The 26573-nt window shown below is 66.2% G+C and carries 24 protein-coding genes; 14 read left to right on the plus strand and 10 right to left on the minus strand.

What is annotated here, in order from left to right; genetic code table 11:
* Nucleotides 1–216 precede the first annotated feature (216 nt).
* The 9 genes from dctP to H587_RS17105 all read left to right on the plus strand — a co-directional run bounded on the left by dctP (nt 217) and on the right by H587_RS17105 (nt 9657).
* Nucleotides 217–954: a TRAP transporter substrate-binding protein DctP gene (gene dctP / locus H587_RS0103565; RefSeq protein WP_156904441.1), complete on the plus strand. Its 738-nt coding sequence runs from the start codon at nt 217–219 to the stop codon at nt 952–954.
* A 60-nt stretch (nt 955–1014) separates the two neighbouring features.
* Nucleotides 1015–2979, plus strand: a complete 1965-nt coding sequence (locus tag H587_RS0103575) for a TRAP transporter large permease (RefSeq protein ID WP_051202413.1) — start codon at nt 1015–1017, stop codon at nt 2977–2979.
* A 147-nt stretch (nt 2980–3126) separates the two neighbouring features.
* Entirely contained in the window at nt 3127–4065 is a 939-nt protein-coding gene (locus H587_RS0103580) for a transporter (RefSeq protein ID WP_027175104.1), read from the plus strand.
* 153 nt (nt 4066–4218) lie between these two features.
* Complete coding sequence (locus H587_RS19505; protein WP_051202415.1) at nt 4219–5985, plus strand: sigma-54-dependent Fis family transcriptional regulator; 1767 nt, start codon at nt 4219–4221, stop codon at nt 5983–5985.
* Between the two features lie 395 nt (nt 5986–6380).
* Nucleotides 6381–6812 carry an OsmC family protein gene (locus H587_RS0103590; RefSeq protein ID WP_027175105.1) on the plus strand — a complete coding sequence of 144 codons (432 nt, stop codon included), beginning with the start codon at nt 6381–6383 and terminating at the stop codon, nt 6810–6812.
* A 7-nt stretch (nt 6813–6819) separates the two neighbouring features.
* Nucleotides 6820–7098 carry a hypothetical protein gene (locus H587_RS0103595; protein ID WP_027175106.1) on the plus strand — a complete coding sequence of 93 codons (279 nt, stop codon included), beginning with the start codon at nt 6820–6822 and terminating at the stop codon, nt 7096–7098.
* A gap of 8 nt (nt 7099–7106) precedes the next feature.
* Complete coding sequence (locus H587_RS0103600; protein WP_027175107.1) at nt 7107–7502, plus strand: DsrE family protein; 396 nt, start codon at nt 7107–7109, stop codon at nt 7500–7502.
* Nucleotides 7503–7521: 19 nt separating this feature from the next.
* Nucleotides 7522–7860 carry a DsrE family protein gene (locus tag H587_RS0103605; RefSeq protein ID WP_027175108.1) on the plus strand — a complete coding sequence of 113 codons (339 nt, stop codon included), beginning with the start codon at nt 7522–7524 and terminating at the stop codon, nt 7858–7860.
* Nucleotides 7861–7950: 90 nt separating this feature from the next.
* Nucleotides 7951–9657 carry an alkyl sulfatase dimerization domain-containing protein gene (locus H587_RS17105; RefSeq protein WP_051202416.1) on the plus strand — a complete coding sequence of 569 codons (1707 nt, stop codon included), beginning with the start codon at nt 7951–7953 and terminating at the stop codon, nt 9655–9657.
* Nucleotides 9658–9772: 115 nt separating this feature from the next.
* On the opposite strand, the gene H587_RS0103615 is transcribed toward H587_RS17105, so the two are convergent.
* From H587_RS0103615 to H587_RS19510, 4 genes are all read right to left on the minus strand, one after another.
* The gene (locus H587_RS0103615; RefSeq protein WP_051202417.1) at nt 9773–11017 is read right to left on the minus strand and encodes an MFS transporter; all 1245 of its coding nucleotides are present in this window, start codon (nt 11015–11017) and stop codon (nt 9773–9775) included.
* Nucleotides 11018–11042: 25 nt separating this feature from the next.
* Nucleotides 11043–11948, minus strand: coding sequence for a zinc dependent phospholipase C family protein (locus H587_RS0103620; protein ID WP_034608528.1), 906 nt, complete (start codon nt 11946–11948; stop codon nt 11043–11045).
* A 73-nt stretch (nt 11949–12021) separates the two neighbouring features.
* Complete coding sequence (locus tag H587_RS0103625; RefSeq protein WP_027175111.1) at nt 12022–13446, minus strand: phospholipase D-like domain-containing protein; 1425 nt, start codon at nt 13444–13446, stop codon at nt 12022–12024.
* Complete coding sequence (locus tag H587_RS19510; RefSeq protein ID WP_051202418.1) at nt 13443–14606, minus strand: GGDEF domain-containing protein; 1164 nt, start codon at nt 14604–14606, stop codon at nt 13443–13445. Before H587_RS19510 ends, H587_RS0103625 begins: the two co-directional genes overlap by 4 nt.
* A gap of 157 nt (nt 14607–14763) precedes the next feature.
* Here H587_RS19510 and H587_RS17115 point away from each other — a divergent pair, with 157 nt between their 5' ends.
* Nucleotides 14764–15573, plus strand: coding sequence for a DsbA family protein (locus H587_RS17115; RefSeq protein ID WP_034608529.1), 810 nt, complete (start codon nt 14764–14766; stop codon nt 15571–15573).
* Between the two features lie 9 nt (nt 15574–15582).
* Here H587_RS17115 and H587_RS0103640 read toward each other — a convergent pair whose 3' ends face one another.
* The 3 genes from H587_RS0103640 to H587_RS0103650 form a co-directional block, all read right to left on the minus strand.
* Nucleotides 15583–15912 carry an STAS domain-containing protein gene (locus H587_RS0103640; RefSeq protein WP_027175112.1) on the minus strand — a complete coding sequence of 110 codons (330 nt, stop codon included), beginning with the start codon at nt 15910–15912 and terminating at the stop codon, nt 15583–15585.
* Between the two features lie 80 nt (nt 15913–15992).
* On the minus strand, nt 15993–17531 hold the full coding sequence (locus H587_RS0103645; RefSeq protein WP_027175113.1) for a sialidase family protein: 1539 nt from the start codon (nt 17529–17531) through the stop codon (nt 15993–15995).
* Between the two features lie 45 nt (nt 17532–17576).
* Nucleotides 17577–18869 carry a phenylacetate--CoA ligase family protein gene (locus H587_RS0103650; RefSeq protein WP_027175114.1) on the minus strand — a complete coding sequence of 431 codons (1293 nt, stop codon included), beginning with the start codon at nt 18867–18869 and terminating at the stop codon, nt 17577–17579.
* A 110-nt stretch (nt 18870–18979) separates the two neighbouring features.
* Between H587_RS0103650 and H587_RS0103655 the strand changes: the two genes are divergently transcribed.
* Complete coding sequence (locus tag H587_RS0103655; protein ID WP_027175115.1) at nt 18980–19732, plus strand: prepilin peptidase; 753 nt, start codon at nt 18980–18982, stop codon at nt 19730–19732.
* On the opposite strand, the gene H587_RS0103660 is transcribed toward H587_RS0103655, so the two are convergent.
* The gene (locus H587_RS0103660) at nt 19729–22143 is read right to left on the minus strand and encodes a diguanylate cyclase domain-containing protein (RefSeq protein ID WP_027175116.1); all 2415 of its coding nucleotides are present in this window, start codon (nt 22141–22143) and stop codon (nt 19729–19731) included. The two genes, H587_RS0103655 and H587_RS0103660, sit on opposite strands and share 4 nt — an antisense overlap.
* 107 nt (nt 22144–22250) lie before the next feature.
* Here H587_RS0103660 and panC point away from each other — a divergent pair, with 107 nt between their 5' ends.
* Genes panC through metK form a run of 3 tightly spaced genes read left to right on the plus strand, consistent with a single transcriptional unit; the run spans nt 22251 to nt 24682 of the window.
* Nucleotides 22251–23099 carry a pantoate--beta-alanine ligase gene (gene panC, locus H587_RS0103665; RefSeq protein WP_027175117.1) on the plus strand — a complete coding sequence of 283 codons (849 nt, stop codon included), beginning with the start codon at nt 22251–22253 and terminating at the stop codon, nt 23097–23099.
* A gap of 6 nt (nt 23100–23105) precedes the next feature.
* Nucleotides 23106–23516: an aspartate 1-decarboxylase gene (panD, locus tag H587_RS17120; RefSeq protein WP_051202419.1), complete on the plus strand. Its 411-nt coding sequence runs from the start codon at nt 23106–23108 to the stop codon at nt 23514–23516.
* Nucleotides 23513–24682: a methionine adenosyltransferase gene (gene metK / locus H587_RS0103675; RefSeq protein WP_027175118.1), complete on the plus strand. Its 1170-nt coding sequence runs from the start codon at nt 23513–23515 to the stop codon at nt 24680–24682. The genes panD and metK overlap by 4 nt, the downstream gene beginning before the upstream one ends.
* 117 nt (nt 24683–24799) lie before the next feature.
* Here the strand turns inward: metK and H587_RS0103680 are convergent, their stop codons facing one another.
* Nucleotides 24800–25132, minus strand: coding sequence for a P-II family nitrogen regulator (locus H587_RS0103680; protein ID WP_027175119.1), 333 nt, complete (start codon nt 25130–25132; stop codon nt 24800–24802).
* Between the two features lie 33 nt (nt 25133–25165).
* Nucleotides 25166–26566 (minus strand): ammonium transporter, encoded by a 1401-nt coding sequence (locus H587_RS0103685; RefSeq protein WP_051202420.1) that lies wholly within the window; start codon nt 26564–26566, stop codon nt 25166–25168.
* Nucleotides 26567–26573: the final 7 nt, after the last annotated feature.

The following is a 26573-nucleotide window of genomic DNA, read 5'->3' on the forward strand; positions in this document are numbered from 1 at the left end:
GGTTCGATTTCTACAACAACCGCCGCCCGCATAAGACCTTTGACGGCAGAAAGCCGATGGAGATATATCAAGTGCTCAAGCCAGAGGGGGTACCCCCTCTGGCTTGCCCAGAAAAGGCGGCATAGCCCATGAACCTGTCCACCTTAGTTTTGCCGCCGAGTGGTCCAAAAACCGGACCCACTTCTCCTGACTCCGGGCAAGTTCCCCCTGAGCAGCGTGCTTGAGCTGCCGGGCGTGGCCCCCAGCGCCGAGTGCGGTTCCATGGTCATGTGGGAGCTGTACAAGACCCACCCCGAGATCCAGGCCGAATACAAGGACATCCAGCTGCTCTGGCTCTGGGCCAGCGCCACTTACCAGATTCACACCACCAAGAAGCAGGTGAAGACCCTGGAGGATCTCAAGGGCCTGAAGATCATCGCCTGGAACCGCGCCGCCGCCGACATCATCAAGGCCTTGGGCGCCAATTCCGTGCAGATCAGCCCCACGGACAGTTATCTGGCCCTGGAGCGCGGCATGGCCGACGGCGTGCTCTGCCCCCTGGCTCCCCTGGTTTCCTTCAAGATCAGCGATGCGGTCAAGAACACCACGGTCTGCGACATCCTGCTCACTTCCTTCTGGGCCGGCATGAGCCACGACGCCTGGAAGAGCTTGAGCGACAAGGACCGGGACGCCTTCGGGAAGACCACCGGCGAGGTCATGGCCAAGCGCAGCGGCGTGAGCCTGGACAAGGGGGCCGTGTCTGACGCGGCCAAGCTGCGGGCCCAAGGGCACAACTTCTATCTCCTGCCCGACGCCGAGCGCGATCGCTGGGTGGCCGCCACCGCGCCGTTGCGCGAGGCCTGGGTCAAGGACATGGAGTCCAAGGGCTTCAAGGACGCGCGCAAGCTTCTGGACGAAACCATGGGCCTGAGCGCCAAGTTCGCCAAGACCACCGGCCGGGGCTACGAGAAGTAAAATAACGGACCCGGGGGACGGCTCCGCCGCCCCCCGGGGTTCTTTCGAGGGAACCTGTCAATGAGCAATGCCACCGAGTTGCAAATGCCGCCGCACAGCTGCGTGGCCGAGGGTGCCCCCCAAGAGGGGAGGAACATCTTCGACGCGCTCGCCGACGGCCTGGACGCCCTGTTGGAGCCCGTGCTGAACAAGGCGTTCCTGGTGAGCTTCATCGCCGCGGGCATCATGGCCATCCCCATCTTCTGCGACGTTCTGGCCCGCTTCATCTTCTCGGACTCCCTGGAGGGCATCATCGAGACGGAGGAGTACTTCATGGTGCTCATCGTCTTCCTCGCCCTGGGTTGGGTTCAGAAGAAGGGCGGCGGGCACATCAAGATCGATCTCATCACCTGCAAGATGCCTCAGAGATTCGTCCGACTGTTGGATACGTTTCACAACGTGGTCAGCACCGCCTTCTTCGGGCTGGTCTTCTGGCGCACCTGCGTCACGGCCATGCTCAAGATGGGCGAGCACAGCATCATGCTCAAGATTCCCTTGAGCATCTTCATCACCGTGGCCGCCGCCGGCCTGCTGCTTCTGGTCTTCACGCTTCTGAGCCAGACCCTGCGCGGCATCTCGGACAACCTGAAGGACAAGGCAGTGATCGGCCTGCTGGTGGCCGTCGCCCTGGCAGTGGCCTTCCTGGCCTTCCCGTTCTGGTACAAGATGCTGCCGGACCAGCTGAGCCGCCTGGGGCTCGGCATGGTCGGCATGACCACCATGATCTCCCTGCTGCTCCTGGGAATGCCCATCGGTTTCGCCATGGCCGTGGTCGGCTTCCTGGGACTTTCGGCGATCGGCTTCAACATGACCCCGGCGCTGAACACTCTGGGCGTCGGTCCCTATTCCACCACGGCGAGTTTCATCCTGGCCGTGGCGCCTCTGTTCATCTGCATGGGCCTGCTTTGTTCGGAGTCGGGCATCAGCAAGGATCTCTTCGACTCCGCCGACAAGTGGATGGGCCACCTTCCCGGCGGACTGGTCATGGCGGCGCTCTCGGGCTGCGCGGGCTTCGCCGCGGTCTGCGGCGACTCCATGGCCACGGCCGTGACCATGGGCTCCGTGGCCTTGCCCGAGATGCAGCGCAAGAAGTACAACGCCAGCCTGGCCTGCGGCGCGCTGGCCGCCGGCGGCACGCTGGGCATTCTCATTCCCCCGAGCATGGGCTTCATCTTCTACGCCCTGGTCACCGAGGAGTCGGTGGGCAAGCTGTTCGTGGCCGGCATCGTGCCGGGCGTGGTGCTGACGCTCATGTACATCCTGAGCGTATACGTCATCGCCAAGGCTCGCCCCGAATGGGCCCCGCGCGGCGAGCGCGCGTCCCTGAGCGTCCGCCTGCTCTCGCTCAAGGGCATTGTCTGGATGATCCTGCTCTTCGTGCTCATCCTCGGCGGCATCCTGGTGGGCGTTTTCAGCCCCACCGAGGGCGCGGCCGTAGGCGTGGTCGGGGCCTTCGGCATCCTGGTCCTGCGCGGGCGGGTGACCCGCAAGGTGATGAAGGACGTGCTCACCCAGACGGCCAACATCACCACCAAGCTGCTCATGATCCTCATCGGCGTGGGCATCCTGGGCTACTTCCTGGCCGCCAGCCGCCTGCCGGACGAGATGGCCGCGCTCATCACCGGGCACGGCTACAACCGTTACGTGGTGCTCGTGGGCATCCTTGGCCTTTACGCCATCCTCGGCTGTCTCATGAACGTGATTCCCATGATCCTCCTGACCCTGCCGACCATCTTCCCCACGGTCAAGGCCCTGGGCTTCGACCCGATCTGGTTCGGCGTGATCACGGTCATCATGATGGAGATGGGGCAGATCACCCCGCCGGTGGGCGTGAACGTCTTCGCCATGTCCAGCGTGGCGCCGGACGTGCCTATGGGGGCGATCTTCAAGGGCATCCTGCCCTTCATGTTCTGCATGGTGCTCATGCTGGCCCTGCTCATCTTCTTCCCGGGCATGGCCACCTGGCTCGTGGGCATGCTGTTCTAGGGAGGTGTGGTCGCCCCGTTCCGAGGGGCAAGTTCGACAGTTCCAAAACCCGGGCGCAAACGCTTGCTGCTTGAGTGAATTTGTAATTATTACAAGATATTACAAATTCTCAACGGGGAGTCTTGCGCCCAAAACCTGGAGGGAGAAATGAAACGTCTGAGGCTAGGAATCACTGTACTGGCCGTGCTGGGGCTCCTGGCGTCGGCCGCCTGGGCGGCCGACGAGGCGGCGCAGAAACCGGCGCCCGCGCCGAGGCCGTGGGCGCCGATGGCGGCCAACTTCGGCCCGTCCGGTTCGGCCATCCCCGCAGGCTTGCTGGCCGTGGGAGGCAACTTCCAGTACGGCGAGAGCGAACACGTGCGCAAGTATGGCGACGAGCTGAACCGCAACGCCGAGACGCAGAAGTACCTGGAAGTGGTCAAGGTGCGGTACGGCATTCTGCCGGGCTTCGACATCCGTACCGCCACGCCGGTCTACAACATCCACATCGACAGCAAGACGGGGCCGGATCGGACCAACTACGGCATCGGCGACACCACGGTCCTGCTGCACAGCGTGATCCTGAACCAGGACAAGGGTGATCCCTTCTACCTGGCGGTGGACTACGGCGGGGTCGTGCCCACGGCTTCCGTCGGCGACCATTCCGTGAACGCCATCGGCAACGACGCCTGGGGCCTGGTCGGCGGCATCGGCGCCACCTACTTCCTGGATTCCCACCGCTTCGACATGGAGGCCAACTACTCGACCTTCACCGAGGGCGCCCACAACTTCACCAAGGGCGACCGTGTGCGTTGGAACGCCGGTTACGCTTACGCCATCAACAAGATGTGGGACATCGGCGTTGAGTCCTGCTTCGAGTGGAACGACGAGACCGAGCTGAACGGCGCCAAACAGAAGGACGCCAGCTACGAGTGGTATGCCGGACCCAAGGCCGTGTTCAAGTACCAGCCCTGGGGCGTGAATGTCGCCGTGGCCGGCATGCTCCCCGTGGACCGCTGGTATCAGAACACCAAGGTCGGCTCCGACGACTACCGTTTCGAACTGAAGATCATGAAGTTCTTTGACGTGGGAACGTTCTTCGACTAGAGGACCGCTTTCCCGGCGGCCGGCCCCATGGGGACCGGCCGCCTTCATTTCCGACCATCGCTTGACCGTGGCTGTGAATCGGTCGAGAATATTCGCCCAGGAGGGAGGATGACGGCCCTGCCACCAGTGATTCGGCCGAAACCGGAAAGGATCATGGAGACGTTTCTCGGTGACATGAGCCTCGGGCAGATCGCCCTGGACAAGGCGCACGTGATCGTCCGTTGGAATGCGGGCGCCGAGCGCATGACCGGACTCGCGGCTGCCGACATGCTCGGCACCCGCAAGCATTGGCGCGCCTTCCTTCCCAAGCAGCAGCCCGTGCTGGCCGACTGGTTCCTGAGCGGCGACTTCGACGCCGCCGTGGCCTACCATGGCTCAGCGAACCTGCGGCGCATGGAGCCTGGCGGCGAGTGGGTGGCCGTCTGCAACTATCTGGATACTTCTGGGGAGTTGCGCCCCCTGCTCACGCGCGTGGCCGCCGATCCTCACGGTGACGGCGTGATCCAGGATCTCTACGACCTGGAGCGCATCGCCAACTGGATGCAGGCCAGCACCTCCATTCTCGACGGCATGAGCGTTCTGGCCGAGCACGTGCCCGCCGGTGTCTGCCTCTTCGTGGACAGCATCATCGTCATGGCCAACAAGACGTTCTGCAACATGTTCGGCTATGAATCCCTCGGCGAGTTGCTGAACAATCCGGCCTCGTCCCTGCTCGTGGAGCAGGAGCGCGAACGTCACGCCGCCTTGCTCAAGAGCCTGAACAAGCAGAACGCCGGAGCCCGCTACCAGTGGACCGGCCTGGACAAGAACGGCCGCAAGGTCTGGTTCGAAGGCCGCCCAACGCCCATTGAGCTGGGTGGCCGTCCGGCCGTGCTCTCCTTCGTCATGGACGTCACCGAGTACAAGCTCCGCGAGGAGTTGATGGAGCGGGAGTCGCGGGAACTGCGGGTGGAGCGCGACCGGCTCAAGGCCTCGGTCGACTGCCGCATGCGGCTCAGCAACATCATCGGCCGGAGCCAGAAGATGCAGGATGTCTACGAGTCCATCCTGCGGGCCGCGGCCTCGGATTCCGGCACGGTCGTCTACGGTGAAACCGGCACGGGCAAGGAATTGGTGGCCCGCGCCGTGCATGGCTTGAGCGCCCAGAGCACCAAGCCCTTCGTGCCGGTGAGCTGCGGGGCCATCCCCGAGGAACTTTTCGAAAGCGAATTCTTCGGCCACCGCAAGGGATCCTTCACCGGGGCCTACGCGGACAAGCCTGGTCTGCTGGACAAGGCCAAGGGCGGCACCCTGTTTCTGGACGAATTGGGGGAGATCGGCCTGGGTTGTCAGGCCAAGCTGCTGCGGGCCCTGGGTTCCCGCGAATACACACCCGTGGGCGGAGTGTCGCCCGTGCGGGCGGATTTCCGAATCATCGCGGCCACCAACCGGAACCTGCGCGAGATGGTTCAGAAGGGGCAGTTCCGCGAGGATCTCTTCTACCGCGTCCATATCATCCCCATCTATCTGCCGCCGTTGCGCGACCGAAAGGAGGACATCCCTTATTTGGTCGAGCACATCCTGGGCAAACTCGGAGCGTCCCGACGGCTTATGAGCAAGGAAATGGCCCTGCTTCTGGAATACGACTGGCCGGGCAACGTGCGTGAACTGCATAATGTGTTGGAGCGGTTCGTGGCTTTCGGTCATCTGGATTTCCTCAAGGTCCACGAACGCGACCGACGGGCGATGCCGGAAATCAAGGTCTACGATCTGCCTGCCGAGGGCACCCTGCGCGAAGGGTTGGCCCACTATGAACGAAAGATCATCTCGGATGCCCTGGAGAAGTATGGTTGGAATCGTTCTCAGGTCGCGGCGGCCTTGGGACTGCCGCGCAAGACCTTGTTCCGCAAGATGAAGAAATTGGAGATTTCGGAGTCGTAGCATCGGGGAGAACGGTACTGTCCGGGGCATTTATGGCCGCATGCGCGAAAGTGACCCGGTAGCCTTTTAGGAAAAAAACTCAATAAAACGCGCACTTCCGTAAAAACGGAGGTGCGCGTTTTTGTCTCATAAATTAGGCGAGCCTTTTGTTGCGACTAATAAATATATTTATTTCAAGCTAGTACAAGTTCCAGGCGGTTTGGCACAAACTGTGCTTTCTTTCACACATCCCGCTTGTCCGTTCTCCGCAAAAAAACAAATGGGAGACGGGCATAGACATCCTCCCTGCCGGCCGGGGGCGGCGAACCGCCCCCGACCCAATGGAGAAAGCCGCGGACATCCCAATCCAACGGCTGATGCGAGCAACATGTGAAACAACGAACGGAGAACACGGAATGGGTGCGGAAGTTCGCCTGACCCGGGCGGAAAACGGGGAATTCATCATCGATCTCGGATCGGCGGCGCTGCCCCAGATCCGCTTCAACCCCTTGGAGCTGGACGAGGCGACGCGGGCCAACGAACACATGGGCGCGCGCCTGCTCATGGCAGCGGCGCTGACCTGCTTCGTGAACACGATGGCCAACGACCTGAAGGCCCGCAACGTGTCGCGCGTGGCGCCCATCGAGGCCCACGCCGAGATCACCAAGGAGAAGGACGACCACCTGCGGACCCGCTACACGCACATCGAGCTGAACGTGGAGAGCGAAGTGGCCGAGGTCGACCGCGCGGCCTACGAGGCCGTCCGCAGCGTGCTCCTGCGCGGTTCGCTCCTGACCTACTCCTTGGAGAACGGCATGGAGCTCGACTACAACATCGAGGCCAAGTGAGGACGACATGCTCTTTCTTCTGGACAAGGCCGAGGCGGGAGCCCTGCGCGTGGTGCCGTTTCTGGCCGGTGACGCGGACAAGGAACTGCTGCTCATAGGCGACGGCGTCTACCTGGCCCGCGAGGCCATGGCTTCGAAGCTGGCGGAGTGGAACTTCGACGGCATCCATGCCGAGGCCAAGGCCCTGGCCGAGCGCGGCATCGAGCCGGGCGGCCACTGCGAGGCCACCGAGATGTCGGACATCGTGGATCTGGTCCTGGAACACGGCAAGATCCTGAGCCTGTAGGAGGAACCATGTCCACCATCACCATCACCATGCTCTCGGGCGCGCTGGAGAACGAGAACGCGGATTTCATGATCCGCTTCGCCGAGGCGGCCTTGGACCAGGGCCACGGCGTGAACGTGTTCCTCTACGGCAACGGCTGCAACATGGCCAACAAGGAGGTCGCCTGGACCGGTGAGCGGGGCATGAACGATGCCCTGACCGCCTTCATGGACGGCTTCCGCGTGGCCGATCGCCTGGAGGCCCTGGCCGCCAAAGGCGCGGTGCTGCATACCTGCCACACCACGGAATACGGACGGGGAACCGAGGGATGCGCCTATCTGGACGGCGTCCAACGCGGCAACGTCGGCTCTTCGCTGACCAAGTTCTGGATGACGTCCGATGTGGGCTTCACCCTGGGCGGCTGAGAGCGGAGGAAGATGAAATATGATCAGCACCGTGAGCATCATCATCCGTCATGCCCTGGGCGACGAGCGCATGGCCCTGGGCGTTCGGGCCGCCTATGCCGCACAGGCGGGCGGCTACGAGACGACCCTCGTGCTCTTCGGCGAGGGCGTCTACGCGTTGACCGGCCGCCTGCCGGAGTATCTGCGCAACATGATCACCTCCTTCCAGGAGAACGACGGCCGGTTGGCCTGCCTGGGCTATTGCGCCGAACAGCGCGGCATCGCTCCCTCCGAGTTCGGCTTCGAGGGGGTGGATGTGCTGGGCAATGGAGAACTAGCTGAAATTCTGGAGGATTCCGACAGCGTCAACGTCTTCTGACGAAGGCGCACCTTCCGGCGCGGCCCTCCGGCAGGGGCCGCGCCGGTTGTTCATGGATCACGCCGCCCCGCCTGCCGACGAGGAAACGACATGTCCACCAACGTCTTCTGTCCTGTTTACGATGACGAATCCCCCTTGGTTCCGCCGAGCCTCACCGCGCACTCCCGCAAGATGAAGCCCGGGATCCATCAGGTCACGGAGCGGGTTTTTCTGGCTTACGGCTACGCCGACGCCAACTCCATCCTCCTGGTGGGCGACGACGGGGTCGTGGTGGTGGACACCACCGAGGACGAGATCAAGGCCCGGAGCATCCTGGCCGAGTTCCGCAAGATCACCGACAAGCCGATCAAGGCCCTGATCTACACGCATTTCCACCCGGATCACATCGGTGGAGCACGGGGCTTCGTGGACCAGCGCGACGTGGACGGCGGGGAGATCCAAATCATCTCCCACGAGACCCTGCCGGATTTCGTCAGCCTGACCATGGCCGCGGGCGCGGCCCCCATCCTTTCCCTGCGCAACGCATACTGTTTCGGCGCTTTTCTGCCGGTCGGGGCCGAGGGCCGGATCAACTGCGGCATCGGCCCGGACGTGGTGGTCCGCAAGGCGTCCTATCTGGCCCCCACGCGGACCTTCCGGGAGAGCCTGGACCTCACTGTGGCCGGGGTGCGCATGCATCTGCTCTGGGTGCCCAGCGAATGCGAGGACGAGATCGTGGTCTGGTTGCCGGACTGGAAGGTTCTGTGCAGCGCCGAGGTGGTCCAGGGGGAATGCTATCCCAATCTCTACGCCATCCGGGGGACGCGCTACCGCGATCCGCGCCGTTGGTACAAGAGTCTGGATGTGCTGCGGGAGTTTCCGGCGGAGTATCTGGCCCCCTCCCACGGCAGGCCGGTCTTCGGCCGCAAGGCCGTGAGCGAGTTGCTCACCGCCTACCGCGACGGCATCCAGTATGTTTATGATCAGACCCTGCGGCTCATGAACCGGGGCCACACGCCGGACGAACTGGCCGGACTGGTCAAGCTGCCGCCGCATCTTGCGAATCATCCCTGGCTTGGCGAGTTTTACGGGAGCATCGCCAACCATGTGCGCGAGATATACCAGGGCGAACTGGGTTTCTTCCAGGGCGATCCGACCAGCCTGCGGGCCACGCCTCCCTCCCTGGCTGCGGCGCGTCTGGTGGCCCTCATGGGCGGCCGGGAGACCGTGTTGACCGCCGCGCGGCAGGCCCTGGACAGCGGCGACCCGCAATGGGCCGCCGAGTTGGCCACCCTGACCATCCGGTTGAATGTCCTGGATATGGAGTCGCGACGGCTCAAGGCCCGAGCCCTGCGCGAGGTGGGACATTCGGAAACCGCGATCCAGCCCCGGCATTGGTACATGACCGCCGCCTTGGAGCTGGAGGGCAAACTGGAGAAGGGCGCCGGCGACCGTAACCCGGACATCGCCGGCCTGCGTCCCGAAGTCCTGCTGGAATCCCTGGGGCCGCGCCTGGCCGCCGAGCGGACCCTGGACCTGCATCTGGTGGGAGCCTTCGAGTTCACGGACGTTCCCGCGACCTGCGGCCTGGAGATACGGCGCGGCGTGGCCCAGTTTCTTCCGCGCCGTCCCGAACGGCCGAATTTCGCCGTGCGCCTGGATCGCGGTTTCCTTGCCGATCTGCTGCTCGGGAAGCTCGACCCCGAGCGTCAGCTGGATGGCTTGGCTCTTGTGGAAGGCCGGGAGGAGGACATGCGGCGTTTCTTCTCGTCCTTCGAGATCCCGGACATGACGAGGGTCCGGCTGGCCCTGCGCTAGAGGGGGCGACCCTCCTCCGCCATTCCGCCCCCTCGGCGCCTCTCCCCACCCTGATCTCCCCCGGCGGCGGTTCCGCTTCCGGGGGAGATCGCATTTCAGGCGCGAGACTGTCGCTTCAGGCGTCCACCCGCAACATGTGCCGTCCGAACACGGCGGTCACGACCAGGATAGCCGCGCCACAGAGCCCCACGGCCGGCGGTGTGCCCAAAAGGTGGGCCAGGGCCCCGGCCAGCAGGGAGCCGAAGGGGGCCATTCCGATGAGCATCATGGAGAAGAGCGACATGACCCGCCCGCGCAGGGCGTCGGGCGTGCGCAGTTGGAGCAGGGTGTTGGTGCCGGCCATGAAGACGATCATGGAGTAGCCCACCGGAGCCAGGAGTAGGGCCGAGAGCGTGAAGTTCCGGGACAGGGAGAAGAGCAGGAGACTCACGCCGAAACCTCCGGCCGCGCCGAGCACGAGCTTCTCCAGTCCCGCCCCTCCACGCCGGGCGGCCAGCGTCAGAGCGGCGGCCAGGGAGCCCACTCCGGCCGAGGCCAGCAGGATGCCCAGACCACGAGCGCCGGAATGCAGCACCTCCCCGGCGAAGACCGGCATGAGGGTGGCGTAGGACACGCCGAGCATGCTGCCCGTGCCGAGCAGGAGCAGGGCCGAGCGCACGAAGGGTGTGCTCCAGGCGAAGCGGCAGCCCTCAAGCATGTTCGCCAGAAGCGAGACCGGGGATTTGGCCGGGGTGCGGCGGGGCAGGCGGATGGCCAGGAGGCCCAGGATGACCGCCACGAAGCTCAGGGCGTTGACCAGGAAGCACCAGCCTTCGCCGATGGCGGCCACGAGAATGCCCGCCACTGACGGCCCGACCACGCGCGCGGCGTTGAACACCGAGGAGTTCAGCGCGATGGCGTTGTGCAGATCCTCCTTGACCACCAGCTCGATGACGAAGGATTGGCGGGTGGGCATGTCCAGGGCGTTGATGCAGCCGAGCAGGGCGGCCAGGGCGTAGAGGTGCCATACTTCCACATGTCCGGTGAGGGTCAGCGCGGCCAGCACTCCGGCCTGGATCATCGAGGCGGCCTGGGTGCCCACCAGGATGCGTCGCCGGTCCAGCCGGTCGGCCAGGGCTCCGCCCAGCAGGGGCAGGAGGAACATGGGCAGTTGGGAGGTGAAGCCCAGGAGTCCCAGGTCCAGGCTGGAGCCGGTGAGCCGGTAGACGAGCCAGGAGAGGGCCACGCCCTGCATCCAGGTGCCCACCAGGGAGATCATCTGTCCCAGGAAGTAGAGTCGGAAGTTGCGATGCCGAAAGGAGCGTCCCAGGGCGGCCAGACGGCCGACGCTTTCCGGCGGGGGAATCATGTCGCCGGGCATGTGAAACCTTGCCCGCTTGAGCGGGTCACTGGTTGGCGGCCAGACCCCAGACGCGCGCGCCCTCGTTTCCGGGCAAGGGAGGCAGGCAGGACAGGCAGGCGTCCACTTGGAAGCGGAGCGGCAGGGCGTCCTGCTGGAACGCCGGCTTGCGGGACAGGCGGCGGGCCATTTCCAGGTTGCGGCTGCCGATGGGGTCCAAGGCCAGGGCCGGGGATGCCTGGGGCAGGCGGAAGAAGTCCACGACCACGCGCAGGCTCAGGTCGAGCATGTCGGCGAGGTGGGCCGAGGAGTCGGCCCAGGGCAGGGTCCGCTGGATGAGGTCCAGGGAGGAGCCCAGTGTCTTGCGGCCGCAGACCCGCAGACTGTTCAGGAAAACCTGTTTCCTGAAGAGAAATGGCAGGCGGTTCTTGTGCAGGGTCTCCAGGAGAATGCCGTCGGCGGCGCGGGCCGCGCCGGAGAACAGCCGCCGCGCTCGGCGGGGATTCCAGTCGACGGCGCGGTCGGCCTGCATTTCGAGGTAGACGTGGCCGAGCTTGCCGCGCTGGGGGGCGGCGGCCAGGATGTTCGGCACGTAATAGTTGTGGGCCACGGTGTCGGCGGCCAGATGCGAAAGATAGCCGTAGGCGTAGGCCCGCAACCCGGGGTCGCGCGCCGAGTGCAGCAGGGCGAAACCGGTGTCCCAGTTGTGGCTGTGACCGTCGTGGATGCGCGAGCCTTTGCCGATGAAGATGTCGGCGCTGATGCAGCCGTAGAGGAAGAGGTCGCGGTGCCTGGCCAGGATGTCGGCGATGAACGGCGACACCAGCCCGAGGTTTTCCAGGATGGTCCCGCCCACGGCCAAGTGGACTCCGGGTCCCCAGGCCAGGGCGTCCCCGGGCAGGGCGAGGAGCGTTATGACGAGGCCGATGAAGGCCGTGAGTGTTTTGCTCATCGTTTGTGGCGGGCGGTGCCCGCTGATTTGGAAATCTAAGTCGTTCCCGCGCGTTGTCAATGCCCGGCCGGTGCTAGAGGTATGGGGAAAAGAGCCAGCAGAAGGCGTCGCGCAGTCGCGCGGGCAGGCTCCGGTCGGCCAGGTCGGCGTGCGTCAGTTCGCGCGACACATGGCGGATTTTTTCGAAATGCGCAATGAGTTTTTGCGCCAGTTCGGGCGCGAACAGCTCCAGGACCATTTCGAAGTTGAGTCGCAGGCTGCGGGGATCCAGGTTGGCCGAGCCGACCACTGCGTAGGACTCGTCGATGATCATGTGTTTGGTGTGGGCGAAAGGCGGCGGTTGGTAGGCGACCCGCACCCCGAGGTTCAGGATGTGCGGCAGGATGTGCCGCGCGGCCCAATGCACCACGGCGGTGTCGTTGCGCTCAGGCAGGATGATCGCGACCTCCACCCCGCGCTTCACGGCCAGTTGCAGGGCCGCGACGATTTCCCTCGGCGGCAGGAAATAGGGGGTCATGATCCGGATGTGGCGTCGGGCCGAGGCGATGGCCGCGCAGTAGACCTCCACCAGGCGGTTGCCCGGGTCGTTCGGGCCGTCCAGCACGCAACGGCAGACCGTGGACCCCGCTGGAAGGATGTCTTCGTGTTCGGGAGGAGTAGTGTCCGCGCCGGTGGCGAAGCCCCAGTCCCAGAGGAATATCTCCTCCATCTCGGCCACCACGGGTCCGCGCAGGAGGAAGTGGGTGTCCGTGACCCGGGTCTTGAGCCATTTGCGTCCGGCCAGGTAGCGGTCGCCGATGTTCATGCCGCCGGTGAAGCCGATCTCACCGTCCACGGCCAGGATCTTGCGGTGACAGCGCAGATTGATGTGCATGCTCGGCGGCAGGAGCCGGGGCGGCAGGAAGCGGGCCAGGGGAACGTTCCGGCGTTTGAGCAGGGTTCCGGCCAGGGGCAGCTGGGTCCATTCGCCCACTCCGTCCACCAGGACGCGCACGTCCACGCCGCGCCGGGCGGCCGCCTCCAGGGCCTTGATGAAGCGGCGGCCCGCGGCGTTGGCCTCGAAGATGTAGGTGGAGAGATAGACCCGCTCCTTGGCGCGCTCGATGGCCCCGAGCATGCGTGGATAGGCCTCCTCTCCGTTTTCAAGGAATTCCAGTGCGTTGCCTCCGGTCAGCGAGCGGCCGGTGATGGAGTAGGTCAGGGCTGCCAGATCGTCCAGGTCGTCCGGCAGGCGCGAGATAGGGCAGGCGGGCCGGAGCCGCCCGTCCGGGGCCTGGAGGTCGAAGGGGGAACGCCGCCGGAGCTTGCGGCCCCGGGCCTCGATGCGGTTGATGCCGAAAAGGAAGTAGAACACCGGCCCCAGGCCGGGCAGGAGCAGGGTGGCCGCGATCCAACCCCAGGCCGCGCGGGGGTCGCGCTGGGTGAGCAGGGCGTGGCAGGCGGCCCAGACATCGGCGGCCGTGGCCAGGGTCAGGAATACCCAGTGCAGGGCGGTCATGCCGGCGACGGCTCCACTTCGACACGGTCGCGGCCGTTGTCCTTGGCCCGCTTCAAGGCCTGCGTCGCCCGCCGCAGGAGGTTCTCGCGGTCGTCCTGGGCGGCGACGGCCGTGATGCCCAGGCTGAGGGTCAGGGGTTGGGAGCCGAAGGCGCAGCCCTTGATCACCCGGCGCAGCTTTTCGGCCAAGGCCAGAGCCCCATCCACCGGGGTCTGGGTGGCCACCACGGCGAAGGCTTCGCCCTCGTAGCGGAAGACGTGGTCCGTGAGGCGCAGGTTGTTCTTGAGCAGAAGGGCCACCTCGGCCAGGAGCCGGTCGCCGCTCTCCAGCCCGTAGATCGTGTTGAAGCGGGAGAAATGGTCGATGTCCAGAAGCAGGATGCTCAGGGCGTTGCCGTAGCGTCGGGCGGCCGACAGCTCACGCTCCAGGATTTCGTTCATGCAGGCCCGGTTGGGCAGACAGGTCAGGCTGTCGGTGCGGGAGGCTTCCTCCATCTTGCGGGCCAGCTCGGTCAGGTTCCTGTCCGCCTCGGACACCCGCCGCGAGAGGGGGCGGAAAATCAGGAAGAGCTCCAGGAGAAGCAGGCCGAGGGTCAGGGCCAGGATGCCCAGGCCGAGGGTGCGCAGAAGCTCGGCCCGCTCGTGGGCTTCGTCGCGGTAGAGCCGGGCGGCCTGGCGCAGGGCCTCGGGCAGGCGTTCGCGTGCGGCCAGGAGCAGGGAGTCGCGCAGGGACGCGCGGCGCGCCGGGTCGGGTTCCTCCAACAGTTCCCGGACCGTCTGGAGATAGCGGCGCACCTGCTGGTCCAGGAACAGGGGCGGCTTGTGGTAGACGGCCCGCAGCGCCTCGGAGGAGCGGTAGATATCCGGGAGCCGGGTGGCCTCGCCGGTGAGCATGTCATGGCTGTTGGCCATGAACTCGGTGTTCTTGCGCAGGTTTTCGGCCAGGAGCCCACGCTGTTCCTGGCCGGCGGCCAGGTCCAGGCGCGCCGCGTCGGCGGCCAGGCGTTGGGCCAGGGCCATCTGTCGGGCGGACAGGTCGATGAAGTAGACCGACTCCTGGTGCAGGGTCGAGAGGGTGCGGATGTTCCAGAAGGCCAGCGCGGCGAGAAGGGCGATGAACCCCAGCAGTGCGGCGTAGCGCAACGTGAAAAAACGCTCCATGGTCCGATCCTTTTTCCGTGTCCTTGTTGTATAGTATAGGAAAGACTTCCGGCGCAAGGAAGCCCAAGGGGGCTTGGCTGGAAGCCCGGGAAAGGATAGGAGGGGGCATGGATCGCCTCCCGCGCATGTGGCGGGCGGGGTCCGGGAAGGAGGGCCCATGCTTCGTCGCTGGCTTGTTCTGGTCGTGGCGGCCGTCATTTTGGCCGGTTGCGCGGCCAAATCCCCGGTTTCGCGCGAAACCTTGCGCGAGGAGATCCGCAAGACCTTGCGCGAAAACCCCGATCTGGTCCTGGACGTCGTGCGCGAACATCGCGAGGACGTGTTGCGGGCGGTGGAGGATGGAGCCAGGGAGCGTCGTTCCCAGGAGCAGGCCGAGCGTTACGCCAAGGCCCTGGCCAATCCCCTCAAGCCCGAGATCGACGCTGGGCGGCCTATGCTCGGGGCGCCGGACGCGCCCGTGACCATCGTGGTCTACTCCGACTTCCTCTGCCCCTATTGCGGCCGGGGCGCCGCCAACGTGCGCCGATTGCTGGAAAAACGTCCGCGCGACATCCGTTTCTTCTTCAAGCATCTGCCGCTGCACCCCATGTCCATGGAGCTGGCCGAAACCTTCGAGGCCCTGGCCTTGCGGGATGAGGCCCAGGCCTGGGCCTTCCATGACCGGGCCTTCGCCCAACGGGAAAAATTGGAGTCCGGTGGCGAGGACGCGCTCAGGGCCCTGCTCCGCGAGATCGGGGCCGACCCCGCCCGGGTGGCCCGCGACCGCGGGGACCGCAGGGTGGCTGACCGCATCGCCCGGGACGTGCAGGAAGCCTCGTCCTTCAATGTGGACGGGACACCGACGTTTCTGATCAACGGGGTGCTGGTGGCCGGGGCCGTGCCCGTGGAGGAGATGGACGCCGTGGTCGCCGCCGCGCTCAGGGCGGCGGCCTCCGGGACCATCTGCCGGGACTGCCCGAACCAGTAGGCGCGGCGGTCAGCCGCCGAGCAGGTCGGCCAGCGTCGGGCGGACCTGGAACATGGACGAAAAACCGGAGACTGAGAAGACTTCCTGGACCATGCCGGTCAGGCCGCAGAAGCGGATTTCCCCCTGGCGGGCCTTGAGCCGCTTGGCGGTGGCCAGGATGCTGCGCAACCCCGCGCTGCTCAGATATTCCACCCCGCCCAGGTCCACGGCCAGGAGCGTTTCCCCCTGATCGATGAATCGGCCGCATTCGGCCTCGAATTCCGGGGCCGAGGCCGCGTCCATGCGCCCCTTGGCCTTGATGACCACGGCCTTGCCTTGCTTGGCGCTTTCGAACTGCATTCCGTTCTCCTTGTCTGCGTTGGGCCTTGGGAAGCCGGAGGGCATCATAGCCGCGCGGCCTCCTTTCGCCAAGCCCCCAATTACTCGAAATCGGACGCCTCGAACCAGCAGCCGCGCACGTGGGAGCTGTAGCCCGGCCGGTAGTCCGGGGACTCGCTCCCGCCGTGGTGGAAGACGCAGAAGAAACGTCCGTCGGGCAGTTCGCACCACCCGGAGTAGCCGTAATCCGGCGGGGCCGCCTTGCGGTCGTTGGCCAGTTCCAGCACCCGGGTCTTGGCCAGGGCGTCGGGCAATCCCCGCTCCGCGTTCCAGTCCCAGGAATAGCTCCGGTCGTAGCGCGGTTCCGTGATGCGCAACCGCAGGCTTCGCCAGACGTGTTCCCCGCCGTTTTCCTCGGAGGCGTGGCGTGTGCCGAAGACCATGGGACGGGTGTCCACCGAGCGGGCGTCCACGGGCAGTTCCTGGCGCCGTCTGCCGTTGACGAAAAGGGAAACCGTGCCCGCCGCGTAGACCAGACGGATGTTCTGGAACCGGCCCCGGCGCAGGCGCACCGGCTCGGCGTCGGGCCTTTCGGCCACGATGCGGTCCGGGAAGATCTTCCACCAGACGCCGAAACGCAGGCCGCAGCCCTTGTCTTCTGCGGCCCGGCAGATCACACGCGCCTCCAGTTCGGCCATGGCTCGCGATGGGTCGGTCATGGGCCGCAGGGCGTAGCGCGCCGGAGCCTCGGGCCCGCTTTCGTTGCGGATGAGCAGCCCCTCCTCGGTGAGCGTCGGGTTGTCCGGAGAGGGCGTCAGGCCATGCACGGCGAAGTCCGAGAGAAGTTCTTCCGGTTCACCGATCCAGGCCGCCGTGCCGCCGTCCGGCCCCAGGTTGCGGTAGGTGACCAGCAGGCGGCCGCCGGAAGTCAGGCCCAGGGTGGGGCGATGGCCGATGAGCGGCGTGGGCCGCGGCTCGGACCAAGTGTCCCCCCCGTCCGGGGAGACGCAGACGTACATGGGCTCGTAGACGAAGCTGTTCTCGCGCATGAGCGCCAGGATGGCTCCCTCGGGCAGGCGGACCATGCTCGCTTCGCAGAGCATGAGGTTCGGGTCGCGGGCCAGGACCGTCCGGGGGGACCAGCTGCGGCCTCGATCCGTGGAGCGGTAGAGCATCTGCTCGATGAGCGGCTGGCGCGTCTGGGGCAGGGGAACGCCGCCGCGGGCCATGTGCCCCGTGAGCAGGAGGTTTTCGCTGTCCAGCTCCAGGATGCGGTCCAGCAGGCCGTGGGAAACCCCGGTCAGGGGTTGGGAGCACCATGCGCGGCCCTGGTTCGTGCTCCAGAAAAGTTGCGGCCCCGCGTCGTCTGAAAGTGTCAACTGGCCGCCGGAGAGCCGGGAGAAGCGCGGGCAGTGGCTGTTGTCCGCGCGCAACATGCGGGCCTCGGACCAGGATCGGCCGTCGTCGTCGCTTTCCTTGAGGAGCAGGCGGCGGCGCGCGCCCACGTGCTTGTCGAATTCGTTGTAGGCCACGAGCAGGCGGCCGTCGTCCGCGCGGCAGACGTCCGGGAAGCAGAGGTAGTGCCCTTGGCGGCGGTCGATCACCACATGGCGCTCAGGGCGCCGGGAGAGCGTGGGCACGGCGGCCTCCTCGCCTGGGGCTGTTTCGGGCGCGCCGGGGCGGCGCTACTCCTTGTCCCGGTCGTCGACGACCCGCTTGGTCTTGGAGAAGCTGCGCGGCAGGGTGCCCGGCGGCAGGATCTCCACCTCGCCGCGCACCAGGATCTGCCGCCGGATTTCGTCGGCCACGGCCTTGGCCAGGGCGGCGGATTCATCGGTCGCGCCGGGCAGGCGTTCCAGACGCACCTTCATGTGGTCCAGGCCCTCCTCGCGGCGCAGGCAGATCTGATATTCCGAGGAGAATTCCCGGAACTTCTCCAGCACCGCCGCGATCTGGCCGGGGTAGATGTTCACGCCCCGGAAGATGAACATGTCGTCGGAGCGGCCCTGGATACGGTCGTGGCGCGGCATGCACAGGCCGCAGGAACAGGCCCCGGGCAGGAGCCTGGTCAGGTCGCGGGTGCGGTAGCGGATGAGCGGCGAGGCCTCCTTGCGCAGGGAGGTGACGACCATCTCGCCCACCTGGCCGGGCTCCACCGGTTCGAGCGTGGCCGGGTCGAGGATTTCCACGACGTACAGGTCGGCCCAGTAGTGGATGCCGTTGCGGGCCTCGCATTCCAGGCCCGCCCCCGGGCCGTAGAGTTCGGTCATGCCGGAGATGTCGAAGCTGGCCTCCAGGCCCAGGGCGCGCTCGAACTGGCGGCGCATCTTGGGCGTGTGGGCCTCGGAGCCGAAGATGCAGCGCTTGAGCGCCAGCTTGTCACGCAGACCGTGGCGCTCAACCTCCTCGCCCATGAGCAGGGCCATGGAGGCCGTGGAACAGAGGCAGGTGGTCCGGAGGTCCACGAGCATCTGAAGCTGGATGTCCAGCATGCCGGGGCCCACGGGCACGGCCATGGCCCCGAAGTGCTCGCAGCCGAGCTGGAAGCCGACGCCGGCGGTCCACAGGCCGTAGCCGGTGCAGACCTGCACGCGGTCCTTGGTCGTCAGCCCGGCCAGCTCGTAGCAGCGGGCGAACATGTGCTTCCAGGTGTCCACGTCGTTCTGGGTGTAGGTGAGCACCTTGCGTTTGCCGGTGGTGCCGCTGGAGGCGTGGATGCGCACCACCTGCTCCTCGGGCACGGAGAGCAGCGGCAGGGGGTAGCCCGCCTGGAGATCCTGGGCCGTGGTGAAGGGCAGGGCGCGCAGGTCGTCCAGGCCCCTGAACGCGGCAGGGTCGACCCCGGCCTCCTTGAACTTCTTGCGGTAGTATGGGCTGCCCTTGGCCGCATGGGCCACGGTCCAGCGCAGGCCCTCGTCCTGGATGCGGGCGATCTGGTCAGGCTGAAGGTGGGGCAGAAAACGGTATTTCTTGGGCATGGGACGCGCGCTCCTTGGCGAGGGGCCTTGCCGGGCCCCGGGAATTGAGATACCCGCCTCTTCATGCAGCAAAAAGCGGCGCAGTTCAAGAGACATGGAGGGCCCCGGCCATGATCGCCGGAAGCTGGCTCTCCGTGGCCGCGGCGGCGCTCCTGGGCCTGGCCCTGGGCAGTTTCGCCGGTTGCGTCGCGCACCGCTGGCTGGCCGAGGTCTCGATCCTTTTTCCGACGCGTTCCTTCTGCGCGTCCTGCGGCCGGACCCTGACCTGGAGCGAGAACATTCCGGTGGTGAGCTACCTTCTCCAGCGCGGGCGCTGTCGGGGCTGCGGCGCGGCCATCGGCGCACGCACTCTGCTGATCGAGCTGGCCTGCGGCCTGTGGTTCGGAATCGTGGCCTGGCGCTTCGGCCCGTCCTGGGCCTTCGCGGTGTACGCGGCCTTCGGCTGGGCCTGCATCACGGCGGCGTTCATCGACCTGGACAGCTTCCTGCTGCCCGACTTCCTGACCCTTCCGGCGGCGGCCCTGGCCTATCCGGCCGCGGCTTGGCTCCTCGGCCGGGGCTGGCTGGAGCCGCTCATCGGGGCCCTGGCGGGCGCGGGGTTTCTCTGGATTCTGCGTTTCGCGCACATGCGCCTGCGCAAGGTCGAGGGCCTGGGCCTGGGGGACGTGAAGCTCATGCTCTCCATCGGCGCGTTGGTGGGGCCGATGGGTCTGCCCCTGGTCCTCGTCCTGGCCGGACTCACGGCCCTGGCGGCAAGCGTGTTCTATCTCCGCCGCCCGGACGCCGAAGGACTCAAAACGGCCGTGCCCTTCGGGCCGTTCCTGGCCCTGGGCGCGCTCATCCTGATCGTCTGGAAAGGCTAGCCCAGCCGCGTCTCCACCCTGGCCGCCTCCTCATCCTTGCCCTGGGCCAGCAGGGCCTGGGCCAGCGTCCGCCAGTACTCCTCATGGTCCGGGGTCAGGGCCGCGCTTTGGCGGGCCAGAACCTCGGCGATCTGGGGATCTTCGCCGGATTCCAGGTAGAGACGCGCCAGCAGGTGCATGGCCTGGGCGTCGTTGTGGTTGGCGTTGAGCGCCAAGTGCAAGTATTCGCGGGCGCGGTCGCGTTCGCCCCGGGCCAGACAGACCCGGGCCAGGTGGCGCAGGACCAGTTCCTGTCCGCCGGGCAGGTCGGCGGCCTGGGCGTAGAGCTTCTCGGCCTGGGCCAGTTTGTTTTCCCGTTCGGCCAGAGTGCCCAGGCGCACCAGGCTGAAGACGTGGCGCGGGTCCAGTTTGAGGCAGCGGCGGTAGGCCTCGCGGGCCTTGCGGGAGTCCCCCAGCCGCTGGCAGGCCCAGCCCAAGTTGTAGTGGGCCATGATGTCGCCCTTGTCCCGGGCGATGACCTGCTCGAAGTGACTCCGGGCCTGGTCGAAGCGGCCCAGCTGGGCCAGGCAGATGCCCAGGGAGTTGCGGGCCGTGACGTTGTTCTCGTCGGCCAGCAGGGCGCGCTTGAATTCGTCCACGGCCCCGAAGATGTCGCCATCCATGTAGAGCTTGTCGGCCGCGATGTTCAGGGACACGGAGTCGAACAGGGCGGCCCGGGGCGGGGGCAGGAGCAGGGCGTGGTCCAGGGCCTTGCGGGCGTTGTCCAGGATGTCCGCCCGGGAGAAATTGAGATAGGGGTGGCAGGCCGTGCCCACGGCCAGGTTCAGGGAGAGACGTTCGGCGGCCTGGGCGCAGAGCGCGCGCATGGCCGCCAAGACCTCGGCGGGGTCGCGGTCGGGCAGAAAGTAGGCCAACCCGCCCAGGCCGAAACGGCCACCCGCCGGTGAGCCTCCGAGGATTTCGGCGGCCAGCTCGGCGGTTTGGCGCACGAGCCCGTCCATATGCTTCTGGAAATTGGGCGAACGGTCGCCGGGCTGATCCTGGATGCGCGCCAGGGCCAGACAGAAATGCTCGGGCTTCAGCCGGGCGCGGGCGAAAAATGTCAGGAAGTCGCGGTAGGAGTAGAGTCCGGTGAGCATGTCCCTCTGCGCGGTCGTGCCGTCGGCGGCGGTTTCGTTTTCGAAGAAGCTTTCGCTGTCCTGGATGAGGGTCAGGCGGTCGCCCGCCTCCACGGTCCAGGACGGGTCCGAGGTGTGCAGCACCTCGGCGAAGCTCATCTCGTCCTGCACCACGGTGAGCACCACCTCGCCCTTGTACAGCGTGGGATAGCGGCCCAGCAGACGGTCGTCCTCGCTGAGCCGGGCCTCGGCGGTCTTCTGGTACTTTGGGGACCAGACCAGGAAGCGCTGTCCTTCCTGGGCGTCCACGGAGCGACCCAGGCTGGTTGAGAGGCGGTTCATGGGCAGGATCTCCAGCACTCGGCCGCCGGCCTTGAGCACGTCGGCGTAGGCGAAGACTCGGTCGCGGCCGTGGTCCTTGGCCGTGGCCACGGCCTTGCGCGCCTTGCGGAGGAGGATGCGGGCCTGCTCGGCGTCGGAGCGCTTGAGCTGGGCCCCGGAAAGTCCCTGGGGGTAGTTGATGGCGCCCAGGCTGGCCGAAACCTGCAGGCGGTCGCCGGAGAGGTCGTCGGTCACGGACAGCTTGCCGACCTCTTCGCGGATCACTTCGGCCAGTTGGAAACAGACACGGGGCGTGGCGTCGGGCAGGAGCAAGGCGAAGGCGTCGTCCTGGAGCCTCGCCGCCACCACGTGCTTGGGGCAGACCCGGGCGAGGACCGCGCCGACCTCGGCCACCATGCGGTCGCCGGTGGCGTAGCCGTAATTCTCGTTGATGCGCTGGAAGCAGTCCAGGTCCATGAGCACGAGGCCCAGGCAACCGGAGAAGCTCGGCAGGTCGGCGTCCAGGCGCTGGCCCGAGGCGGGCATGAGGCAGCTTTTGATGCGCCCGATCTCCAGGATCAGATTCTGCTGGAAGCGCTGGCGGTTGGCCAGCCCGGTGAGCGGGTCGGTGATGCCCTGCTTGTAGAGCCGCAGCCGTTCGAGCACCGAGGAGGCCAGGGCCTGGAGATAGCGCAGGGAGGACTTGGGCGCGGCCAGCTTCACCCCTCGGGCCATGAACCAGGCCAGCAGCCGTCCCCGCAGGACCAGGGGCAGCAGCAGTTCGCCGTCGGCCGCGCGGTACTCGGGCTCGAAGACGCCTGCCTCCTCTCCCTGCCGGGGGAAGAAGAGGCTGTAGGAAGTGAAGGGAAGGAACCGGCGCAGGGCGTCCTTCAGCGCGTGCTCGTATTCCACGAGATCGCGCCGGTCCAGGAGCAGGGGGCCGTCGGCGAAGGGGTCTTTATGGGCGTGCATAACCCGTGTCTTTATCTTGACAAACCCGTTTGCTCAAGAGGATTCAGGGGCTCCTCGCGCGGTGGTGTGGACAAGGCCGCCAAAAGGGGTTAGCTGCTGGCCCAGTTATGAACATCATCAATGATCCCCTCGCGCTCCAGCGGACCTGTCTGAATTGGCGGTCCGAGGGGCTTGTCGTCGGCCTGGTTCCCACCATGGGCTATTTCCATGCCGGGCACCTCTCACTTATGGACTACGCCCGGTCCCGCGCGGACCGGCTGGTGGTCTCCCTGTTCGTCAACCCCACGCAGTTCGGCCCCAACGAGGATCTGTCGCGTTATCCGCGCGATCCCGAGCGTGACGCGGCCCTGGCCCGTGAGCACGGCGTCGATCTGCTCTTCACCCCCGAGCCCGGGGTCATGTACGCCCCGGACCACGCCACCTGGGTCGAGGTGCCGACCTTGGCCCGGGGCCTGTGCGCGGCCTCGCGGCCGGTGCACTTCCGGGGCGTGGCCACGGTGGTGAGCAAGCTTTTCCTGCTGACCCTGCCGGGATTCGCCGTGTTCGGCGAGAAGGACTTCCAACAGTTGGCCCTGATCCGGCGCATGGTCCGCGATCTGAATTTCCCACTGGAGGTGGTCGGGCGGCCCATCGTGCGCGAAGCCGACGGCTTGGCCCTGAGTTCGCGCAACGTCAATCTCACGCCCGAGGAACGCCGGGCTGCGCCGGCCATCCGCCAGGGCCTGCTGGCTGCGGCCGATTGGGTGCGCGGCGGAGTGCGGACCTCCGGCGAATTGACGACCCGGTTGCGGGCCTTCTACGCCGAGCGGCTGCCCATGTCCCGACTGGACTACGCCGAGATCGTGGACCCCGATTCCATGGAGCCCCTGGCGGAAATCCCCGGACGGGCGCTGCTCGCCGTGGCCTTGCATATGAGCAGGGCCCGCCTTATAGACAATATTCTTCTGGGAGATTAAGTTCAGATGTCTTCCCGATGCTTTTTGAGCGGCAAGATCCACGGCGCGGTGATAACCGAGGCCAACGTGGAGTACAGGGGCAGCTTGTCCGTGGACCCGGAACTCTTGCGGGCCTCGGGCATCCTGCCCTTCGAGCGCATCGACGTGTACAATGTGGATAACGGGGAGCGTCTGACCACCTACGCCATCCCCGGAGGGCCGGGCGAGATCTGCCTGAACGGGGCGGCCGCCCGCAAGGGGCGGGTGGGCCAGCGCGTCATCGTGGCGTCGTACGTCTGGCTGACCCGTGAGGAAATGGACGGATTCCGGCCGAAAACGGTTCTTGTGGACCGCGGCAACCGCGTGACCGAAATCCTCGAGGGGCACATCGGTGAAGTCCCCGAGGAGAGCAATTCCCTCAAGGAGGAACCCGCATGATCAGACCCAAGGGCAAATACCTGTTCACCTCCGAGTCCGTGACCGAGGGGCACCCGGACAAGGTGGCCGACAAGATTTCCGACTCGGTCCTGGACGCCATCCTGGCCCAGGACCCCGACGCCCACGTGGCCTGCGAGACCCTGGTGACCACCGGCATGGCCTTCATCGCCGGCGAGATCAGCACCAAGGCCTACGCCGACCTGCCGCAGATCGTGCGCGAGACGGTCAAGGACATCGGCTACACGAGTTCGGAGATGGGCTTCGACGCGGAAACCTGCGCGGTCATCTCCTCCATCGACAAGCAGTCCGTGGACATCGCCCAGGGCGTGAGCCGCCAGAAGCCCGAGGAGCAGGGCGCGGGCGACCAGGGCATGATGTTCGGCTTCGCCACCACCGAGACGGACGCTCTCATGCCCATGCCCATCTACCTGGCCCACAAGCTTTCCCGGCGTCTGACCTATGTGCGCAAGGAGGGCATTCTCGATTTCCTGCGTCCCGACGGCAAGACCCAGGTGGCCGTGCAGTACGAGGACGGCAAGCCGGTGCGCATCGACAACGTGGTGGTCTCGGCCCAGCACGACAAGCACATCGCCCACGCCGACCTGGTGGAGGCCATCAAGAAGGAAGTCATCTTCCACACGCTGCCGCAGAACCTGATCGACGACAAGCTGAAGATCTACGTGAACCCCACCGGCCGCTTCGTCATCGGCGGTCCCGTGGGCGATTGCGGCCTCACCGGCCGCAAGATCATCCAGGACACCTACGGCGGCGCGGGCGCCCACGGCGGCGGCGCGTTCTCCGGCAAGGATCCCTCCAAGGTGGACCGCTCCGGCGCGTACATGGCCCGTTATGTGGCCAAGAACGTCGTGGCCGCCGGGCTGGCCGAGGTGGCCGAGGTTCAGATCGCCTACGCCATCGGCATGGCCGAGCCCGTGTCCGTGCTCTGCACCTCCCACGGCACCGGGCCGGTGTCCGACGACGTGCTGACCAAGGCCGTGCGCGAGGTTTTCGACCTCCGCCCGTACTACATCATCCAGCGCCTGAACCTGAAGCGGCCCATCTACCGTGAAACCACCAACTACGGCCACTTCGGCCGTGAGCGGCCGGAGTTCATCTGGGAGCAGACCGACGCGGCGGCCGATCTGCGCACCGCCTGCAAGTTGTAACCGGCTGATCGAAGCGATGAACCAAAAGGCGGGGGCGACCCCGCCTTTTTTCATGCCCTCCCCGGACGCGAAAAAAAGGGCGGCCGGAGCCGCCCATTCGTTGTCCGGATCAGGGAGTTAGAGGATGCCGTCCTCGCCGGTGCGGATGCGCAGAGCCCGGGCCAGATCCAGGACGAAGATCACGCCGTCGCCCTCCTTGCCGGTCTGGCCACCCTTCATGACGGCCTCGATGGCCTTGTCCTGGAAGTCGTCGTTGACGCCGATCTCCAAGCGCACCTTCTTAAGCAGGTTCACTTCCATGACGACGCCGCGGTAAGTCTCGGTGAATCCCTTCTGGCGCCCGGCTCCCAACACGTTGGTCACGGAGAGGGAGTAGATTTCCTTGGCGTACAGTTCCTGCTTGACCGCGTTCAGGCGATCGGGCCGGATGTAGGCGATGATGAGCTTCATTGGTGTTTTCCTCCTTGTATTGCGGGCTTCCGGCTACTCGGTGGTGAAGATCTGGAAGCCGCTGTAAGCTTCCTGGCCGTGTTCGGTGATGTCCAGGCCCTTGATCTCCTCCTCGGCGGGCACGCGGATGCCGACCGTCAGCTTGAGGATGGTGAAGACCACCAAGCCGGAGCCGAAGGCCCAGGCGAACACGCTGCCCACGCCGAGGGCCTGGCTCACGAACTGGGTCAGGCCGCCGCCGTAGAACAGTCCCGCGATCCCGCCGTAGTCCGGACTGGCGAACAGGCCCACGCAGAGCGTGCCGAGCGCGCCGCAGACGCCGTGTACGGAGATGGCGCCCACCGGGTCGTCGATCTTGAGCACCTTGTCGATGAAGTCCACGGAGAGGACCACCACCACGCCCGCGATGAGGCCGATGATCATGGCCCCGTCCGGGCTCACGTTGGCGCAGCCGGCGGTGATGGCCACCAGCCCGGCCAGTGCGCCGTTGAAGCTCATGGACACGTCCGGCTTGCCGTAGCGCACCCAGGCGGTGAGCATGGCGCCGAGAGCGCCGGTGCAGGCGGCCAGGTTGGTGGTCACGGCGATGAGGGCGATGTTGGCCTGGGCGGCCACGGTGCTGCCCGGGTTGAAGCCGAACCAGCCGAACCAGAGGATGAACACGCCCAGGGCCACCAGGGCCATGTTGTGGCCGGGAATGGCGCGGGACTTGCCGTCCGGTGTGTACTTGCCGATGCGCGGGCCCATGAGCAGGGCTCCGGCCAGGGCGACCCAGCCGCCCACGGAGTGGACAACGGTGGAGCCGGCGAAGTCGATCACGGGCGCGTCGAGCTTGGAGAGCCAGCCGCCGCCCCAGATCCAGTGGCCGGAGATGGGGTAGATCAGGCCGGTGATGACCACGGACAGAATGAGGTAGGAGATGAACTTGGTGCGTTCGGCGATGGCCCCGGACACGATGGTCGTCGCCGTGGCCGCGAAGACGCACTGGAAAAACCAGAAGGTGAAACCCCAGAGCCCTTCGGGAGTGGCCGGGGTCCATTCGGAGAGGTTGAAGTTGGAGAGGCCGAAGAGCCCGGCGTGATCCGCGCCCATCATCAGCCCGAATCCGATGATGTAGAAGGTCACGGAACCGGCGGCGAAGTCGAACATGTTCTTCATGAGAATGTTGCCGGCGTTCTTGGCTCGGGTCAGACCGACCTCGACCATGGCGAAGCCCGCCTGCATGAACATGACCAGGATCGCGGCGATCAGGGTCCACATGATGTTGGCGTTGGTCTGCGTGAGATACTCCACGGCGGCTTCAGCTGCCGAGGCGGCCTCGGCGGGCTGGTCCTGGGCCAGGGCCAGGGCGGGAGCCAGGGCGAGACCGAAGAGGGCCGCCCCCCCGAGGGCCCCTCTCAGGCATGATCCGGTGGACGACTTGATGAACGACATACGTTTC

Source organism: Desulfovibrio aminophilus DSM 12254 (assembly GCF_000422565.1).
Lineage (GTDB): Bacteria > Desulfobacterota > Desulfovibrionia > Desulfovibrionales > Desulfovibrionaceae > Aminidesulfovibrio > Aminidesulfovibrio aminophilus.